At 46.7% G+C, this 16,781-nt stretch carries 15 protein-coding genes and 3 rRNA genes (1 of these 18 cut by a window edge); 9 read left to right on the top strand and 9 right to left on the bottom strand.

Going from position 1 to position 16,781, the window contains the following annotated elements:
* Nucleotides 1–11: 11 nt before the first annotated feature.
* Together H3H32_RS09270 and H3H32_RS09265 are read right to left on the bottom strand one after the other, a co-directional pair.
* The gene (locus tag H3H32_RS09270; protein WP_182462400.1) at nt 12–389 is read right to left on the bottom strand and encodes a DUF423 domain-containing protein; all 378 of its coding nucleotides are present in this window, start codon (nt 387–389) and stop codon (nt 12–14) included.
* Nucleotides 390–466: 77 nt separating this feature from the next.
* Nucleotides 467–1,123: a YggS family pyridoxal phosphate-dependent enzyme gene (locus H3H32_RS09265; protein ID WP_182462399.1), complete on the bottom strand. Its 657-nt coding sequence runs from the start codon at nt 1,121–1,123 to the stop codon at nt 467–469.
* Between the two features lie 189 nt (nt 1,124–1,312).
* Between H3H32_RS09265 and H3H32_RS09260 the strand changes: the two genes are divergently transcribed.
* The 8 genes from H3H32_RS09260 to H3H32_RS09225 all read left to right on the top strand — a co-directional run bounded on the left by H3H32_RS09260 (nt 1,313) and on the right by H3H32_RS09225 (nt 8,224).
* Complete coding sequence (locus H3H32_RS09260; RefSeq protein WP_182464293.1) at nt 1,313–2,254, top strand: DUF8428 domain-containing protein; 942 nt, start codon at nt 1,313–1,315, stop codon at nt 2,252–2,254.
* 129 nt (nt 2,255–2,383) lie between these two features.
* A complete protein-coding gene (rpsF, locus tag H3H32_RS09255) occupies nt 2,384–2,746 on the top strand; it encodes a 30S ribosomal protein S6 (protein WP_182462398.1) in 363 nt (120 codons plus the stop codon).
* Between the two features lie 11 nt (nt 2,747–2,757).
* The gene (rpsR, locus tag H3H32_RS09250) at nt 2,758–3,009 is read left to right on the top strand and encodes a 30S ribosomal protein S18 (RefSeq protein ID WP_182462397.1); all 252 of its coding nucleotides are present in this window, start codon (nt 2,758–2,760) and stop codon (nt 3,007–3,009) included.
* 97 nt (nt 3,010–3,106) lie between these two features.
* Nucleotides 3,107–3,550 (top strand): 50S ribosomal protein L9, encoded by a 444-nt coding sequence (gene rplI, locus H3H32_RS09245; protein ID WP_182462396.1) that lies wholly within the window; start codon nt 3,107–3,109, stop codon nt 3,548–3,550.
* Between the two features lie 207 nt (nt 3,551–3,757).
* A complete protein-coding gene (locus H3H32_RS09240) occupies nt 3,758–4,756 on the top strand; it encodes a GSCFA domain-containing protein (protein WP_182462395.1) in 999 nt (332 codons plus the stop codon).
* A 125-nt stretch (nt 4,757–4,881) separates the two neighbouring features.
* On the top strand, nt 4,882–5,985 hold the full coding sequence (locus H3H32_RS09235; protein WP_182462394.1) for an Mrp/NBP35 family ATP-binding protein: 1,104 nt from the start codon (nt 4,882–4,884) through the stop codon (nt 5,983–5,985).
* Nucleotides 5,986–6,027: 42 nt separating this feature from the next.
* Nucleotides 6,028–6,294 carry a NifU family protein gene (locus H3H32_RS09230; protein ID WP_182462393.1) on the top strand — a complete coding sequence of 89 codons (267 nt, stop codon included), beginning with the start codon at nt 6,028–6,030 and terminating at the stop codon, nt 6,292–6,294.
* A gap of 274 nt (nt 6,295–6,568) precedes the next feature.
* Nucleotides 6,569–8,224, top strand: a complete 1,656-nt coding sequence (locus H3H32_RS09225; protein ID WP_182462392.1) for a D-alanine--D-alanine ligase family protein — start codon at nt 6,569–6,571, stop codon at nt 8,222–8,224.
* A gap of 83 nt (nt 8,225–8,307) precedes the next feature.
* Here H3H32_RS09225 and H3H32_RS09220 read toward each other — a convergent pair whose 3' ends face one another.
* Complete coding sequence (locus H3H32_RS09220) at nt 8,308–9,390, bottom strand: Gfo/Idh/MocA family protein (protein WP_182462391.1); 1,083 nt, start codon at nt 9,388–9,390, stop codon at nt 8,308–8,310.
* Nucleotides 9,391–9,677: 287 nt separating this feature from the next.
* Here H3H32_RS09220 and H3H32_RS09215 point away from each other — a divergent pair, with 287 nt between their 5' ends.
* Nucleotides 9,678–10,052 (top strand): hypothetical protein, encoded by a 375-nt coding sequence (locus H3H32_RS09215; RefSeq protein WP_240543732.1) that lies wholly within the window; start codon nt 9,678–9,680, stop codon nt 10,050–10,052.
* Between the two features lie 101 nt (nt 10,053–10,153).
* Here the strand turns inward: H3H32_RS09215 and H3H32_RS09210 are convergent, their stop codons facing one another.
* The 6 genes from H3H32_RS09210 to H3H32_RS09185 all read right to left on the bottom strand — a co-directional run.
* Nucleotides 10,154–10,447, bottom strand: coding sequence for an antibiotic biosynthesis monooxygenase family protein (locus H3H32_RS09210; protein WP_182462390.1), 294 nt, complete (start codon nt 10,445–10,447; stop codon nt 10,154–10,156).
* A 58-nt stretch (nt 10,448–10,505) separates the two neighbouring features.
* Nucleotides 10,506–12,662 carry a xanthine dehydrogenase family protein molybdopterin-binding subunit gene (locus H3H32_RS09205; protein ID WP_182462389.1) on the bottom strand — a complete coding sequence of 719 codons (2,157 nt, stop codon included), beginning with the start codon at nt 12,660–12,662 and terminating at the stop codon, nt 10,506–10,508.
* 2 nt (nt 12,663–12,664) lie between these two features.
* Entirely contained in the window at nt 12,665–13,162 is a 498-nt protein-coding gene (locus H3H32_RS09200) for a (2Fe-2S)-binding protein (protein WP_220472624.1), read from the bottom strand.
* 134 nt (nt 13,163–13,296) lie between these two features.
* Nucleotides 13,297–13,407, bottom strand: a 5S ribosomal RNA gene (rrf, locus tag H3H32_RS09195).
* A 142-nt stretch (nt 13,408–13,549) separates the two neighbouring features.
* Nucleotides 13,550–16,379 (bottom strand): 23S ribosomal RNA (locus tag H3H32_RS09190).
* A 208-nt stretch (nt 16,380–16,587) separates the two neighbouring features.
* Nucleotides 16,588–16,781, bottom strand: a 16S ribosomal RNA gene (locus H3H32_RS09185) (it continues 1,313 nt past the right edge of the window).
* The 16S, 23S and 5S rRNA genes sit together here, the layout of an rRNA operon.

Genomic DNA, 16,781 nt, shown 5'->3' with positions numbered 1-16,781 from the left:
AATTCATCATTTTACAAAAAGGCCCACAACAGCAGTGCCCAGCCTATGATCATGCCGAGGCCACCAATAGGTGTGATGGCACCGAGCCAGGTAATGCCTGTAAAGCACAGGATATACAGCGACCCGGAAAAAATAAGTACTCCCCCCAGAAACGCATACCCCGACCAGTTGAGGAGCTTCACAATTGTTTCATTAGAGCCGAATGTGTGCATCAGTAAGCCCACTAGCACCAGTCCTAATGCGTGATAAAATTGATATTTAACAGCCGTTTCGAAGGTTGCAGTTCGGCCCGAAGCTTCGAGCATAGTTCGTAATGCGTGTGCCCCAAACGCGCCTAAGGCAACGCCCAACAACCCTAAAGCAGCGCCTGCCTGAATAAAGAATTTCATAGAAGTGTATCCTGGACGGCCACATCCGGGTGAAAATTTATGAATAACCCTATCCGGACGTGGCCGTCCAGAATACTTTATCGACTCCCAAAAATAGCGCTCCCTACCCGAACCATAGTGCTGCCTTCTTCTAGCGCAATACGGTAATCGCCACTCATTCCCATCGAGAGTTCGCTAAACTGAACACGCGGATGCTGAAACTGAGCCAGTTTATCAAACAACTGCTTCAATCCCCGAAACTCCTGTCGGATCTGGCCTTCATCATCTGTATTCGTGGCTAGGCCCATTAAACCAATAAGGCGTATATTAGCCAGATCGTTCAATTCAGGTGCGTTAAGGAGCGTTTCTGCTTCATCGGGCGAAAGACCAAACTTGGTCTCCTCATTGGCAATATAAATCTGTAAAAGGCAATCAATAACGCGTCCTTGTTTGGCAGCCTGCTTATTAATCTCCTGCACTAACTTTAAACTATCGACCGAATGGATAAGCGTTACAAACGGGGCAATGTATTTAACTTTGTTAGTTTGCAAATGACCAATAAGATGCCATTCCACATCGGCGGGTAGTTGTGGTTGTTTATCAACCATTTCCTGCACTTTATTTTCGCCAAAGCGTTTACAGCCAGCATCATATGCTTCCTGTAATAGCGGTACAGGTTTAGTTTTGGTTACAGCAATTAGTTTGGCTTTACCCGCTAATTCATTCTCAATCAGGCGAATCGTATCAGCAATCATACTAGTCAATATAGTGGTCAAAAGCAACCGTTTATTAATATTGTGCAAAGATAGGTTTGAGAACTACGCAGAAACCCGTAGTTTTTGCCCAAAATTCATGGGAAATCCTACAGTAACACAATAATTTCGCGACTACTCTGGTTTTGGTAACGATTAAGTGAATACCCATCCTCGCAATTTATGACACCAATGGAACCCCGACCTCAACCCAATAACAACAGCCGTAGTTATTTATTAGCCGCCTTATTAATTCTGGCAGCCCTCAACGTGCTTCTCCTGTATTTCTACTATCAGGAGCGGCAGGACAATAAAACAAAAGATGCTACCATTGCGGCTAAAACAGAAGAGGTACTAGTCGCCAAAACGAAACTCGATTCGATCTCAGCTCAGTTAGATGCTAAAATTGCTGAAATCCAGCAATTAGGCGGTAGTATCGACTCGCTCATGAAAGTGAAAGCGCAACTGGAAGTCGATAAACGCGAATTGAAGAATGTTGGGACGTTCGATAGTAAAAAGTACGACCAGAAAATACGTAATTATCAGACGATTCTGGCTCAGAAAGACCAGGAAATCGCGCGATTAAAAGAAGAAAATGGGGTATTGACGCAACAAAATGCAAACCTCAATCAGGAAAATAGTGGTCTGAAAGCCGAACGACAAACATTAAGTGATTCGGTTGTGGCTGTTACGTCCAAAAATAAGGAGCTGGAAGAAAAAGTCACGATAGCAGCTGCCCTTCGGGCTGAAGCCGTTACAGTTAATGGCGTCAATGCAAAAGGTAAAGAGACCGATGGCGGCACCTATAAAGCTAAGAGAACCGATAAGGTGCACGTATCAGTTTTGTTAGCCCCTAATGGCCTAGCCAAACAGGATGAAAAAGTATTATATATGCGAATATTGGACCCTAACGGGGCAGTTGTTTCTGACTTAGCCACAGGTTCTGGCGAGTTTACTTACAACGGTCAGGGCATGATTTATACAGCCATGCAGCGATTCACTTTTGACAATAGCCGTCAGCGAGTTGATTATTTTTATGGACGGGGTGGCCAACGCTTTAATGAAGGCAAGTATACGATTGAAATTTACTGCGAAGGCTTCCGTATTGGCGAAGGTGAATTTACGATAAAATAGCAAAAAGGAGAAAAGAGAGGAAGGACGAAAGGGAAAAGGGAAGGGTTTGAAAGTTTTCTCCTTCCTCCCTTTTCTCCTTCCTCCTTTTTTTGTACCTTTGCGCCCTAATTTCAAACCAATTCAAAAAAAATGTTTCTTAATAACTACGAGACGGTGTTCATTTTAACTCCCGTTTTATCTGACGCTCAGATGAAGGACGCCGTTGACAAGTTCCGTAAAGTGCTGACCGATAACGGTGCGGAGCTTGTTCACGAAGACAACATGGGCTTGCGTAAACTAGCCTATCCAATTCAGCATAAGAACACGGGTTACTACCAACTCTTCGAGTTTAAGGCCCCCGGCACGATCATCGAGAAGCTCAACACTGAGTATCTCCGTGACGAGCGTATTATCCGTCATTTGACGGTGTCGCTCGATAAGCATGCTGTTGCTTACAACGATCGTAAACGCAATGGCTTAGTGGGTAAGAAAAAACAAACCGAAAACGCCTAGGCACAGTAACCATGAGTTTGCAAAACGAATCAGTTTCGAAAAGCGAGAACCGCAAAAAGTATGACCGCTTCAAGAAAGCCGGCATTAAATATATCGATTACAAGGATGGCAACTTCCTGCTGAAACTGTTGAACGAACAGGGTAAAATTTTACCTCGTCGGTTAACGGGTACAAGCCTTAAAAACCAGCGTAAAGTGGCCCAGGCCGTCAAACGCGCTCGTCATTTAGCCATCCTCCCATACGTAGGCGATTCTCTAAAATAGAGTTGTAAAGTTATACTGCTGTATAGCTATAAAGTTTGCTTATGCACTCTTGAACTATATAACTCTATAACTACACAACTATACAACTTTTCAAAAAATGAATATCATTTTAAAAACCGATATTGCCGGCCTGGGCTATAAGAACGACACCGTTGCGGTGAAGCCTGGTTACGGCCGCAATTACCTGATTCCTCAGGGATTTGCGATGATGGCAACCGATTCGAATAAGAAGATCGTTGCCGAAAACATTCGCCAAGCAGCTCACAAAGCTGAAAAACTGAAAAACGATGCCCAGGCTATCGCTGACGGTATCGGCGATATGACGTTGACGATCCCAGCAAAAGCAGGTGACAGCGGCAAAATCTTCGGCCGTGTGACCAACACGCAGGTTGCTGATGCGCTACGCACGAAAGGCTTCGACATCGACCGTAAGAAAATCACGGTTGAAGATGTTAAAGTTCTTGGCACCTACGAAGCGTCAATTGACCTTCACAAGGATGTTAAGCATAAAGTGAAATTCGAAGTCGTTTCGGCTGAATAAGCTACTCGATTTTAGACTAAACCGACCAGATCGCTACCTTGCGAATCTGGTCGGTTTTTTTTTATTGAATACAACGCTCATTCCATACTATCTGACACTGATTTACACCGAAAATAAGTCACTTTACCTCCTAGTTATCAGCCACTTACTGCCGAAAACTTTTCTGACGAAACGGACCTAATCAGTCTGTTTTTTTGTTAAATAGGTATGCAATTTCATACCGAATTTTCGCCCGAAGTACTCCCCCATCGCATTGGCTTGAATAGCCAAATTGTGACCATTGGCTCCTGTTTTGCCGACGTTATGGGGCAGCGATTAGTCGATGCTAAATTAAGCGTACTGAATAATCCGTTTGGTACGATCTTCAATCCAGTCTCCATTTCGAAACTGCTAACAATGGCTTTACGGGGAACTTCTCCCGATGAAAATGGCTATATTGAACGGGATGGCGTTTGGTTTCACTACGATTTTCATTCAATGCTCTGGGCGAACAATCAGGCTGAACTTCGCGACAAACTGATTGCGTGTTTAACGCAAACTTCCGACGCCATTCGCAAGGCCGATTTTTTGTTTCTTACGCTCGGGTCGGCGATGGTCTACCGACACATCGAAACCGGGAAAGTAGTTGCCAATTGCCATAAAATGCCAGGGGCGCTGTTTGAAAAGTACCTCTACCAGATTGACCATCTTCGCGATGACATGAATCGGTTACTGAAAACGCTTCACAAAGTCAATCCGAACTTAAAGGTATTGGTAACGGTAAGCCCTGTTCGTCACACTCGCGATACACTTCCTCTCAACAACGTCAGCAAATCGATACTACGGGTTATTGCGCATGAGCTGACGGTATGGAATGACTGGATAACCTATTTCCCGGCTTACGAGCTGATGATGGATGATCTACGCGACTATCGGTTTTACGAAGCCGATTTGATTCATCCCAATACACAGGCGCATGACTATATTTTTGGGAAGTTTGCCGAATGTGCGTTTGATCCTGACCTTCGCAATTTTATCAGCAAATGGACACAAATCACCAAATCGCTTGCCCATCGTCCACTTTATGGCCACAACAGTCCAGCTCATCGGCAGTTTCTGATCAAATTAATAGCCGAATTAGAAACTATGTCGAAACGAATCGACGTCTCGGCGGAACTGGCAGAGGTGCAGGGGCGTTTAGAAAAATGTATACTGAGTAATGTGTAGTGTAAAATGAATAATGTATAATGAACAATGGATTGTCCGGACTAATGCTTTCGGCAACACTATTAAAAATTACATATTACTCACCGCATATTTTTCATTGTACATTACCCATTATTTTCTCCCGAATGTCTGATTACCGATTATCAAAAGAAGCCGTTTTACGGGCGCTGAGTACCGTTGAAGAACCCGACTTAAAGCGTGACCTTGTTTCGCTTAACATGGTTAAGGATATCACGCTGGGCATTAGTTCTGTTCGCTTTACAGTTGTGCTAACAACTCCAGCCTGTCCGCTGAAGGAAGTTATCCGTAAGCGATGCGAGGATGCCATTCATACGCACATCGGGGCAGACATTCAGATTACTATCGACATGAGTTCGGACGTGACGTCTACCCGAGCCAATGCCCCAACGCTACCCGGTGTGAAAAACATCATTGCTGTTTCATCGGGCAAAGGCGGGGTTGGTAAATCGACGGTCACGGCCAATTTGGCAATTGCGCTACATAAGTCAGGAGCGAAAGTCGGTATTATCGACGCTGATATTTACGGTCCTTCTATGCCAACCATGTTCGGCGCTGAGAATATCCAGCCCCGCGTTTTTCAGGTAGATGGCCAAACCCGGATGGAGCCTATTCAGCAATTTGGTATCAAAATGCTATCGATGGGTCTGTTAGTAGCACCGGGTCAGGCAATTATCTGGCGGGGAACAATGGCTGGCCGCGCCTTACAACAATTTTTTAGCGATGCGGATTGGGGCGAGTTAGATTACTTACTCATTGATTTGCCACCAGGTACTGGCGATATTCACCTCACACTCGTACAGACTGTTCCGGTGACAGGAGCCATCATTGTAACAACCCCGCAGAAAGTAGCGTTAGCTGATGCAACAAAAGGGTTGGCTATGTTCCGTCAGCCACAAATCAATGTACCGGTGTTAGGCGTGATTGAAAATATGTCTTACTTCACTCCTGCCGAATTACCTGACCACAAATACTATATTTTTGGCAAAGGAGGAGGGCAACTATTAGCCGATCAATTTGATGTGCCGATGTTAGGGCAGATTCCACTTGTGCAGAGCATTCGGGAAGCCGGTGACGATGGCCGACCTGCGATAAGTGTTGGCGAACCCGTTGCCAGTGAAGCCTTCAGGTCGGTTGCCGAAGCATTGGCGCAACAAGTAGCTATTCGAAATGCAACAATTGACCGCACAGAGCGTGTTCAGGTTGCATAAATAGTCGAGAAAATATAAATTGTACCGTAAATCAATCAATCAATGGAAACGGTAGTTAGTAACGACCAACTTATTACGAAAATTGAACAGGCGCTTGACTCGATGCGGCCTTATCTGGCAGCAGATGGTGGTAATGTCAAGGTCTTAGAGGTGACCGACGATAAAATTGTACGACTTGAACTGATGGGTTCATGTGGTTCATGTCCTATGTCGGCAATGACCTTTAAAGGTGGCCTGGAAGAAGCTATTCTGAAGGCAGTGCCAGAAATTACCAAAGTGGAAGCGATCAATATTACGCCTGCGTTTTAATAGTAGATTAGATTAACGGATCTAGATACAGGTCTGTGTATGTCGAGCTATTCCTACGAAAAACGATCCTCCTGTGATTTACACAGAGTAACGTCTCGCTGAAGTAGTTTCCAGATGCTTTTACCTCTATTTCAAAGGCACAACTAAGCCTGATAGTTATCAAGCGTATGACTTAAAGGAAATTAATTGGTACTAGACCTTAAGATACCGGCCGCTTGTCTAAAAACAGGCGGCTTTTTTGTTTCTTTGCACTTCTCAAAAATCCCTCAATTCAGTGAAAATAGGCATTTTCTTCGGTGGTCCAGCGCGAGAGCGCGAAGTGTCGTTTGCGGGTGGTCGCACGGCTTTAGCAAATTTGGATAAGGGTCTTTTCGAGCCTGTCCTAGTGTTTGTAGATGGACGTGGTCGGTTTCGGCTCGTTACACCCGAATTTCTAGGATCTTCTTCTTTGCGTGAGACTTTACCACAAGATAGCTCTGGGTTCTCGGTCTATGATGAATCGCTCAGTCCGGATGCCCTGGATACCACCTTACCTGAACTCCGCCCTGAACAATTTCGTGACCATTTTGATTTGGCCTTTCTGGCTATGCACGGTCCCGATTGCGAAGATGGTGCCATTCAAGGTTTACTGGAATGGTACAAAATGCCCTATACTGGACCAGGACTGGTTGGCTCAGCCGTGGGAATCAATAAAATCCTGCAAAATGAACTGATCGCATTGGCTAATGGACAGCAGAAGAAAACGACGACGATCAGCCGGGATGCTTACGAACAGGCTGATAAAGCGCAGTTTTTCAAGTCATTAACCGAGCATCTTGGCTTACCCATCGTAGTTAAAGCTCCGCATCAGGGCTCCTCTATAGGTGTGGCAATCGTACGCGAAGCTGATCTAACACAGTTTTGTCGGGCTGTTGAGCAGTGCTTTTTCACCATGACTATTCAACCCGATGGCTGGAGCAAGTTAAGCGAATGGGCTGATTTAGCGCCAGCGGACAAGCATGAACTGGCTCAGAAAATGGTTAGTCTTGATTCGGGTATCAGCTTCCCGGTCGTGATAGAACAAACGGGTGAGGTAATTAAACACCCTGCTGATTTCATTGCCAGGCTAGACGAAATTACCAAACAAGGCAGTGGATCTATCACGCTTGCCTCGTTGAACGCCGAAGATGAAGTTCTATTTGAAGAATTTATCAGCGGACAAGAGTTTTCGTGTGGTGTCATTCAGGACGATAACCAGGTGGCCATTGCGCTACCACCAACCGAAATTTATAACGTAACGAGTTTTGACTTTGAATCGAAATACAAGCTCAATACCACCAAAAAGCGTATTCCGGTCGAAACAAGTTTAGAGAATAACCGTAAGATTCAGTTAGCGGTCAGCGAAGTGTTTTCGCGACTTGGCATCAATGTGTATGCCCGAATAGATGGTTTTTTAACGCCTGCTGGCGATGTTCTGCTCCACGATCCCAACACGATTCCAGGCATGTCGCCCTCTTCGCTGATTTTTAAGCAAATGGCAGAAATTGGTCTAAATCTGGCCAATTCACTTACATACCTTATTCGCCAGTCTTTACGCGAACGCATCCGCACAGGCAAAGATACGTTTCACCTAAAGCGCCTGCTTGCTGACCTTGACGCTCAGCTGGCTAATCGAAAAGCCAATCCATTACCCGAGCGCGTAATTTCATTTGGGGTAAGTGATGAGGAGTTTGCTACGGCTAAACAACGATACAATGAACTGGCAGCTTCTGGCACGGTTCGGCCATCGTTGATGTACATTAAGAGTAAACTAGAATCGCACGAAATTCCGGTGAATCTACTCTTCAAAGACACTATTGAGGAACTGGAAATTGCCCTCAGTCAACCACGCCATCCTCTACTGGTTGAAACGACTGAGCGTGCCTGGCACATCGCAGAGCGATACGTGTAAGAAGAGGTTAGTTGTCCAGAATGAGGAAAGGCGTGCCACGGTTCAGAGCCCTGGCACGCCTTTCCTCATTCTGGACAACTTTATTACAACATGACAGGCTGGCCTGTTCGAACAGACTCATCGCAGGCGAAGGCAATTTGCAGGCTATTCACGGCATCCTGCATATGATCGGTCAGGTCTAGATTTTCCTGAATAGCCCGGAGGAAATAGCGTTGCTCACGATTACAGAGCTCCTGATGATCGGGTTCGTCCTGCATATCGATCCAGGTATCTGTTTCGACAAACTGGTCGTTAGCATCCAGAGCTGCTTTATGCACCCGCAACGATTCCGTTTTTGTGTGCGAATCTACGTTATCTGATTTTCCGGAAGAGCCCGCATTTTTTGCCACAATCGATACGCAACCATCTGGTCCAATCACATCCTTTACGAAGAAGGCCGTTTCGCTCATCATTGGGCCCCAACCCGCTTCATACCAACCTACAGAGCCATCTTCAAACCGGATTTGCAACTGGCCATAGTTATAGTTATCGGCTGGTATATCATTCGTGAGTCGCGCTCCAATCGCATTAACCTGTACGGGTTTAGAACGGGTCATCTGACACATCACATCAATATAATGCACACCACAGTCGACAATTGGACTCAGGCTTTTCATTAAATTCCGGTGTACAGTCCACATCGTGCCGTGGCTTTGCTGATTTAGGTTCATCCGCATAACTAACGGCTTACCCAACCCCTGCGCCACTTCAACAAACTTTTCCCAGGACGGATGGTGTCGTAAAATATAGCCTACAGCTAGCTTCTTCCCGGCAGAAACAGCGGCTGCCATAACGCGCTTGGCTCCCTCAACAGTATCAGCAATCGGCTTTTCCATGAACACATGACATCCCTGTTCAAAAGCTTGAATAGCAAAGGTTTCGTGCGTATCTGGATAAGTTGAAATACAAACTGCATCGGGTTGAGTTGCCTTCAAGGCTGTGGTATAATCGTCATATAAGGCATAGCCACCACCAAGGCGTTCATTAAGAACCACTTTGCTATTGCCAGTTGAGACGATGCCACAAATTTCGAATCCTCCGATTGTCTTGTAAGCGATGGCATGCGATGCCCCCATGTTGCCGCATCCGACAACGAGTACTCGTAAGGGTTGAGTAGGTAATGACATAATTGATTATAAAATCTGACGATTGGTTTACGTAAACCGGATAAAACAAAATTACGCTCTCTTATTCATAAGTTAAGCACGAACTCACGTAAGTAAACTTAGTCGTCAACTCTACTCAACAGATTTTGTCCGCAAGTGAACGGAAGCTGTCCGTAATTGGACGGCTACTTCATTAAAATCAGAAATCACACTATTGATTATCAACCACTTGCCTAATTGGCATGACCTTTGGCTTACTTAGAGCGAACAGTAAACAACTAATCAAAAACACTAAACGTAATTCAGCCATGTTATCCCTAATCAGCACAGTAGCCATCTCATTCTTAATGAATACCGCTACAGTAACCAATCCTACAACGCCCAAAACATTATCATTTGATGCCAGTGCGTTCGTTACGGCCAACAATCAAATTCGGGTTGCAGTACAAAAAAATGCCGAATTACCTGTTGTTATCATGCTTCAGAACAAAAGTCATGAAGTACTTTTCCGCCAAAATATTAGTAAGAAAGAGTTGACATATGCCGTAAAGTTAGACGTTGCTGACCTCGCCGATGGTGCGTATGAAATAGTAGTCAGGTCAAGCGAGGGGAGCATTCTCAAAGAAATCACGTTAAAAACCGCTCCAGTTCATCAGATCACTCGCGTTGTTGCCATGCAATAGTTGGACAACCCACGTATAAACTAGCAAAGCCCGGCTATTTGCTGGGCTTTGCTAGTTTATACGTGTAAGGGTTACGATGTATAGTAGTCTTCTTAACTTACTTATACCTGAACGCTTACTTCATAGTAATCAATTGTAGGTGGGCCAGCGAAGTAATCACCCATCTTCTTAAGCACTCCTTGAAGAAAACCACTGGCTTCGGCAGCTTGCCTATGCTCCTCAGTTTCCCATATAGTCACCATCAATCCCTTATTGGTGTCTGGGTTGGTCAGCATTCGACTGTTTTTGAAACCGTCAAGCTCTTTCAGAGCCGGGCCAACTGAAGTACGGAAATAATCAACTGCCTCAGCGATACTTTCAGGTTTTAATGGAAATTGAATAACTCGTGCATGCATATGGGTTAGTAGTTAAACGTAAAAAGCTCCAGTTAAAATCAGCTGACCAAAAACTCAACTACAAGACAGCCTTTAATTCTTCCTGTTCCACAAATGGCTGGCTTCTTAATCGCTTTCCGGTAGCTTTAAAAATTGCATTAGCAACAGCAGCGCCAGCAGGTGGCAACGAAGGTTCACCTAAACCAGTAGGTTCAATTTCGTTTTGAACAAAATGTACGTCTACTTCCGGGATTTCATTTAACCGAATAAGCCGAAATTCATTGAAATTCTTTTGCTGTGGCACACCATCTTTGAAGGTAAGACTTCCAAACATGGCATGACCAATTCCGTCAACAACACACCCTCGAACCTGCTGCTGAGCCCCACTCTGGTTAACAACAACCCCGCAATCGGCTGCGGAATACACTTTCTGCAAGACAGGCTTGCCCTTCTGCATCACAACCTCCCCTACTTGGGCAACATACGAACGGTGTGAGAAATAAACGCTAAACCCTTGCGCAACAGGTTTACCATCGGCCCCCTTCTTTTTACCCCATCCCGACTTTTCAGCGGCTAATTCAATGACACCCTTCATTCGGTCAATGTCATATTTGATAGCGCCAACTGGTTTCTGCTTGGCTTTGTCTAAGAGCTCCAGCCGGAATTGAACGGGATCTTTACCAGCGGCTTGTGCCACTTCATCAATAAATGACTGCTCAGCAAACGCCAGGAAGTTGGTGATCGGTGCCCGCCACGGCCCAGTCGTAATTGGCGATTTATGGTCTGCGCTGTCAATTAACAGATTCTCCACAGCGCCCGACGGAAAATTATCTTCTCGCGTTGCATTTCCCGCATTGATACTAGCACCGCGCAGTTTATAACCAATCAGGTTACCCTGTGCATCTAAAGCAGCTTCAAACCGATACCGAACAGCTGGTCGATAGCTTCCTCCGGTCATGTCGTCCTCACGCGACCAGATCAATTTTACTGGTGCATTAACCAACTTTGATACTTGTACAGCCTCAATTACATAATCTGCTTTCAGGCGTCGACCAAATCCTCCTCCCATTCTTGTAAGCTGCACCGAAACTTTATCAGGCGAAATTCCTAGCAATTTAGCGGTTTCGTTCCGTGCTAACTCGGGAGTTTGCGTCGGTCCAACTAATTCAACGCCGTCAGATCGAACATGCGCAAAGAAGTTCATGGGTTCGAGTGGATTATGCGGCAAGAATGGGCATTGATATTCAGCTTTTACAACTTTCGCAGCATTCTTAAATGCTGTTTCCACATCACCATCCTTTCGGCGAACCGTTGCATTCGAACTATCTAATAGCTCTTTAAACAGTTTATTATGGTCGGCGGTGCTTTCTAAAGCGTCGGCTTTTTCCCACTCGACTTTCAACGCATCTTTCGCCTTCTTAACCTGCCATGTTGATTTGCCAACTACAGCTATGCTATTATCAAACGTCACTACATCAACAATACCCGACATAGCTTTGGCTGCAGCAGCGTTCAACGATTTCAGCTTATAACCAAAGGCTGGACGCTGTATCATGGCGAACAACATCCCTTCTCTATAAAAATCAAGCCCAAATAAAGGCTTGCCTGTTATGATCTTTGGATTGTCGACATTGTTAACTGTACTTCCAATCAGCTTGAAATCTTTTATTTCCTTTAGCTTAACATCGGTAGGAACTGGTAATTGAGCCGCTTCGGTGGCCAACTCACCATAAGTAGCCTGACGATTACTTCCCTTGTGTATTACCACGTTTGGGGCTGTGGTACATTCCAAAACAGGTACATTCCAGCGTTTGGCCGCTGCGGTAAGCAACATCTGACGAGCAGTTGCACCCGCAGTACGTAGTCGTTTCCATGAATGGGGAATAGAACCACTTCCTCCAGCAACCTGTCGTTCAAATTTCTTGGTATCCAGTGGAGCCTGTTCAACTATAACTTTGGTCCAGTCAGCATCTAACTCCTCCGCTACGATAATTGGGAAAGCTGTTTTGATACCCTGCCCTACTTCAGGATTCGGCGACAGAATCGTGATAATGCCCTGAGGATTAATGGAAAGATAACTATTAAAATCAATTCCACCTGGAGCAATAATTGGTGTATTCGTCCCCGATGTTATTGACTCTGCATCGGTCCAATTGAAATTCAACACCAAACCACCACCTGTCAGGGCAGCTATTTTTAAGAAATTCCTACGATTTGTATCGACTAAGGTTCGCATAACTATTTCGTTTTTGGCGCTTTAGAAGGAACAGAAGTGGTCGATATAGTTTCAGAAGCGAGTTTTACGGCTTCACGAATACGATGGTAGGTCCCACAACGGCATAGATTGCCTGTCATGGTATCATCAATTTCAGCCTGTGTAGGTTTAGGATTACGTTTAAGTAAGGCTGCAGCGGTCATAATCTGCCCTGCCTGGCAGTAACCACATTGGGGGACATCAATCTTGTCCCAAGCTTTTTGGACGGGGTGCGTTCCATTTGCGGACAAGCCTTCAATCGTTGTCACCTTCGATTTACCAATGGCTGATACGGGCAATGCACAAGAACGAGTTGCTTCACCATCTAAATGCACAGTACAGGCACCACATTGTGCGATTCCACACCCATATTTTGTACCAACCAAGCCCAGATTGTCTCGCAATACCCACAATAAAGGTGTATCGGAATCAACGTCAGCCTGATAGGCGCGCCCATTGATTTGTAGTTTGAAGATAGCCATTGATTATACTAAGTTGACTTAGAGTAGCTAAAATACAGAAAAGTCAAGATTAGTACTATCTACTCCTCAAAAAAGGAGTTGCCAGTAACAACAAAGAGAGCCTGTCTTGTGGACAGGCTCTCTTAATTTCAGTCAGGTGGCACCTTCCTACTCTCCCGCTTGTGACAGCAGTACCATCGGCAGTACGGGGCTTAACGGCTCTGTTCGAGATGGAAGAGGTGAACACCCGCCTTACCAGCACCAACCTGAGTGACTCTTCAGACACCAGCCTTTCGGCTTACGTATCAATATCGGTATGTCTTTTTCCCCACAGAGAGAGACCCTGATTTCGTCTGTCACCAACCCCACCAACCAATCACCAATAGAACAATCTCTTCAAGTAAACACCATAACACGCGTCCGGGGACATTAGTACGGCTCGGCTCAACATGTCTCCATGCCTACACCTGCCGCCTATCAACGTTGTCGTCTACAACACCCCTTTATACCGGAACACTCATCTTCAGGCCAGTTTCGCACTTAGATGCTTTCAGCGCTTATCTGTTCCCCACGTAGCTACTCGGCCGTGCCTGCGGCCAAACAACCGATTCGCCAGCGGTGAGTCCATCCCGGTCCTCTCGTACTAAGGACAGATCCCGTCAGTATTCCCACGCCCACCACAGATAGGGACCGAACTGTCTCACGACGTTCTGAACCCAGCTCGCGTGCCACTTTAATCGGCGAACAGCCGAACCCTTGGAACCTTCTCCAGCCCCAGGATGTGACGAGCCGACATCGAGGTGCCAAACCTCCCCGTCGATGTGAGCTCTTGGGGGAGATCAGCCTGTTATCCCCGGCGTACCTTTTATCCTTTGAGCGATGGCCCTTCCATGCGGAACCACCGGATCACTATACCCTGCTTTCGCACCAGATCGGCTTGTGGGCCTCACTGTCAAGCTTGCTTCTGCTATTGCACTCCCCTGCCGATTACCGTCCGGCATGAGCAAACCTTGGGAAACCTCCGTTACCCTTTCGGAGGTGACCACCCCAGTCAAACTACCCACCAAACGCGGTCCTGTCTCCAGTTAGAACGCCAGTCAGCCAAGGGCGGTATTTCAAGGTTGATTCCACGATGCCTGGCGACACCGCTTCGCAATCTCCCGCCTATCCTACACATGCCTGACCGGCATTCAGCGTTAAGCTGTAGTAAAGGTGCACGGGGTCTTTCCGTCCCGTGGCGGGTAAGCGGCATCTTCACCGCTACTACAATTTCACCGAACTCATGGTTGAGACAGTGCCCAGATCGTTACACCATTCGTGCAGGTCGGAACTTACCCGACAAGGAATTTCGCTACCTTAGGACCGTTATAGTTACGGCCGCCGTTTACTGGGGCTTCAGTTCAAACCTTCGAGTTACCCCTAAGCTCCCCCCTTAACCTTCCAGCACCGGGCAGGTGTCAGACCCTATGCGTCAACTTTCATTTTGGCAGAGTCCTGTGTTTTTGGTAAACAGTCGCCTGGGCCTCTTCTCTGCAGCCGCTGTTGCCAGACGGCCCCCCTTATCCCGAAGTTACAGGGTAATCTTGCCGAGTTCCTTAACCATGATTCTTTCGCGCACCTTAGAATATTCATCCCAGCTACCTGTGTCGGTTTACGGTACGGGTATCCATACGCTTAACGTAAATCTACTTTTCTTGGAAGCCCCGTCAACTCTTCGCTTCAGCCGAAACCTCCGCTCAACGCCCTATTCCGTCAGGACCTAGAATCTCTGGCACTCCGTCATAAATTTACCTGCATAGATAGTACAGGAATATTAACCTGCTCCCCTTCAGAAATCACGTGTCCGCTTATCCTTAGACCCCGACTAACCCTCCGATGACTGCCATCGCGGAGGAAACCTTAGCTTTTCGGTGTGAGGAGTTCTCATCCTCATTCTCGTTACTTATGCCTACATTTGCTTTTCTATGCGGTCCACCATAGCTCACGCCACAACTTCACCCCCCATAGAATGCTCTCCTACCACAATACACTCGTGTGTATGTCCATACCTTCGGTGGTGTGCTTGATGCCCGTTTATTATCGACGCCCGCCCCGCTCGACCAGTGAGCTGTTACGCACTCTTTAAAGGAATAGCTGCTTCCAAGCTAACCTCCTGGCTGTCTCAGCAGCCGGACCGCCTTTGTTCAACTTAGCTCACACTTAGGGACCTTAGATGATGGTCTGGGTTGTTCCCCTCTCGGACTTGGACCTTAGCACCCAAGCCCTCACTGCCACGCACCTCTCTGCGCATTCGGAGTTCATCAGAAGTTGGTAGGATGTGACTCCCCCGCATCCTGTTGGTCGCTCTACCTCACAGACAGTAACACGTAACGCTGTTCCTAAAAACATTTCGGAGAGTACGAGCTATTTCTCAGTTTGATTGGCCTTTCACCCCTATCCCCAGCTCATCCGGAAGCTTTTCAACGCTTATCGGTTCGGTCCTCCACGGTGTGTTACCACCCCTTCAACCTGGCCAGGGATAGATCACCAAGTTTCGCGTCAACCCCCACTGACTAGACGCCCTGTTCAGACTCGCTTTCGCTTCGGATCCGATCGTCAACGATCTTAACCTCGCCAGTGACGGTTACTCGTAGGCTCATTATGCAAAAGGCACGCTGTCACCCCACTCTGGGGGCTCCAACCGCTTGTAAGTGCCTGGTTTCAGGTTCTATTTCACCCGGGTACTCCCCGTACTTTTCACCTTTCCCTCACGGTACTCTGCGCTATCGGTCTTCTGATTGTATTTAGCCTTACCGGATGGTGCCGGCAGATTCAGAGGGAATTTCTCCGGTCCCCCCCTACTCAGGAGTCCCAACCCATCAACGCCCTGACCCGTACGGGACTCTCACCCTCTATGGTGCACTTTCCCAAGTGCTTTCAGTTCGATTGTTGACTTGATGTCAGGTCCTACTACCCCGACCACGCCGTAACGTGATTGGTTTGGGCTGTTCCGCTTTCGCTCGCCACTACTGACGGAATCACAATTGTTTTCTCTTCCTGCGGGTACTTAGATGTTTCAGTTCTCCGCGTTTGCTCTCCATTACTGGAGTGATGGTTCTTCAAACCACCGGGTTGCCCCATTCAGACACATACGGATCAGCCCCTGCCAGCGGGTCCCCGTACCGTTTCGTCGCTTGCCACGCCTTTCATCGCCATCAGAAGCCTTAGGCATCCCCCAGACACCCTTTGCTGCGTATTATCGCTTACTTAAAAATGTTCTATCCATGATCGACTAGTAAACTAGTGATCGCTTTGTCATGATTACACCTCATCGATGTAATCAGTCTCTCCCTGTAGGTCAAAGAACAGATTGTCTACCTCCGAAGAGGAAGACAAAGTCCTTAACAAACGTCAGCACGAACTCAACTTCTCGATGCACTTCGAAGAGATACACCAATCGGCTCCAAAAAGGAGGTGTTCCAGCCGCACCTTCCGGTACGGCTACCTTGTTACGACTTAGCCCTAGTTACCGAGTTTACCCTGATAAGACTGTTACTTCCCACTTCAGGTCCCCCCAACTTCCATGGCTTGACGGGCGGTGTGTACAAGGTCCGGGAACGTATTCACCGCGCCATGGCTGATGCGCGATTACTAGCGATTC

It is taken from the genome of Spirosoma foliorum, assembly GCF_014117325.1.
Lineage (GTDB): Bacteria > Bacteroidota > Bacteroidia > Cytophagales > Spirosomataceae > Spirosoma > Spirosoma foliorum.
The sequence above is the reverse complement of the archived record's forward strand: the minus strand, read 5'-3'. Positions and strand labels throughout refer to the sequence as shown.

What these genes read in the sequence shown, in the direction of transcription:
- H3H32_RS09200 (WP_220472624.1), bottom strand. Translation starts at nt 13,162, where the DNA reads ATGGCTATCTTCAAACTACAAATCAATGGGCGCGCCTATCAGGCTGAC.
- rpsR (WP_182462397.1), top strand. Translation starts at nt 2,758, where the DNA reads ATGAGTTTGCAAAACGAATCAGTTTCGAAAAGCGAGAACCGCAAAAAG.
- H3H32_RS09235 (WP_182462394.1), top strand. Translation starts at nt 4,882, where the DNA reads ATGTCTGATTACCGATTATCAAAAGAAGCCGTTTTACGGGCGCTGAGT.
- rpsF (WP_182462398.1), top strand. Translation starts at nt 2,384, where the DNA reads ATGTTTCTTAATAACTACGAGACGGTGTTCATTTTAACTCCCGTTTTA.
- H3H32_RS09210 (WP_182462390.1), bottom strand. Translation starts at nt 10,447, where the DNA reads ATGCATGCACGAGTTATTCAATTTCCATTAAAACCTGAAAGTATCGCT.
- H3H32_RS09220 (WP_182462391.1), bottom strand. Translation starts at nt 9,390, where the DNA reads ATGTCATTACCTACTCAACCCTTACGAGTACTCGTTGTCGGATGCGGC.
- H3H32_RS09260 (WP_182464293.1), top strand. Translation starts at nt 1,313, where the DNA reads ATGGAACCCCGACCTCAACCCAATAACAACAGCCGTAGTTATTTATTA.
- H3H32_RS09240 (WP_182462395.1), top strand. Translation starts at nt 3,758, where the DNA reads ATGCAATTTCATACCGAATTTTCGCCCGAAGTACTCCCCCATCGCATT.
- H3H32_RS09270 (WP_182462400.1), bottom strand. Translation starts at nt 389, where the DNA reads ATGAAATTCTTTATTCAGGCAGGCGCTGCTTTAGGGTTGTTGGGCGTT.
- H3H32_RS09265 (WP_182462399.1), bottom strand. Translation starts at nt 1,123, where the DNA reads ATGATTGCTGATACGATTCGCCTGATTGAGAATGAATTAGCGGGTAAA.
- rplI (WP_182462396.1), top strand. Translation starts at nt 3,107, where the DNA reads ATGAATATCATTTTAAAAACCGATATTGCCGGCCTGGGCTATAAGAAC.
- H3H32_RS09205 (WP_182462389.1), bottom strand. Translation starts at nt 12,662, where the DNA reads ATGCGAACCTTAGTCGATACAAATCGTAGGAATTTCTTAAAAATAGCT.
- H3H32_RS09230 (WP_182462393.1), top strand. Translation starts at nt 6,028, where the DNA reads ATGGAAACGGTAGTTAGTAACGACCAACTTATTACGAAAATTGAACAG.
- H3H32_RS09215 (WP_240543732.1), top strand. Translation starts at nt 9,678, where the DNA reads ATGTTATCCCTAATCAGCACAGTAGCCATCTCATTCTTAATGAATACC.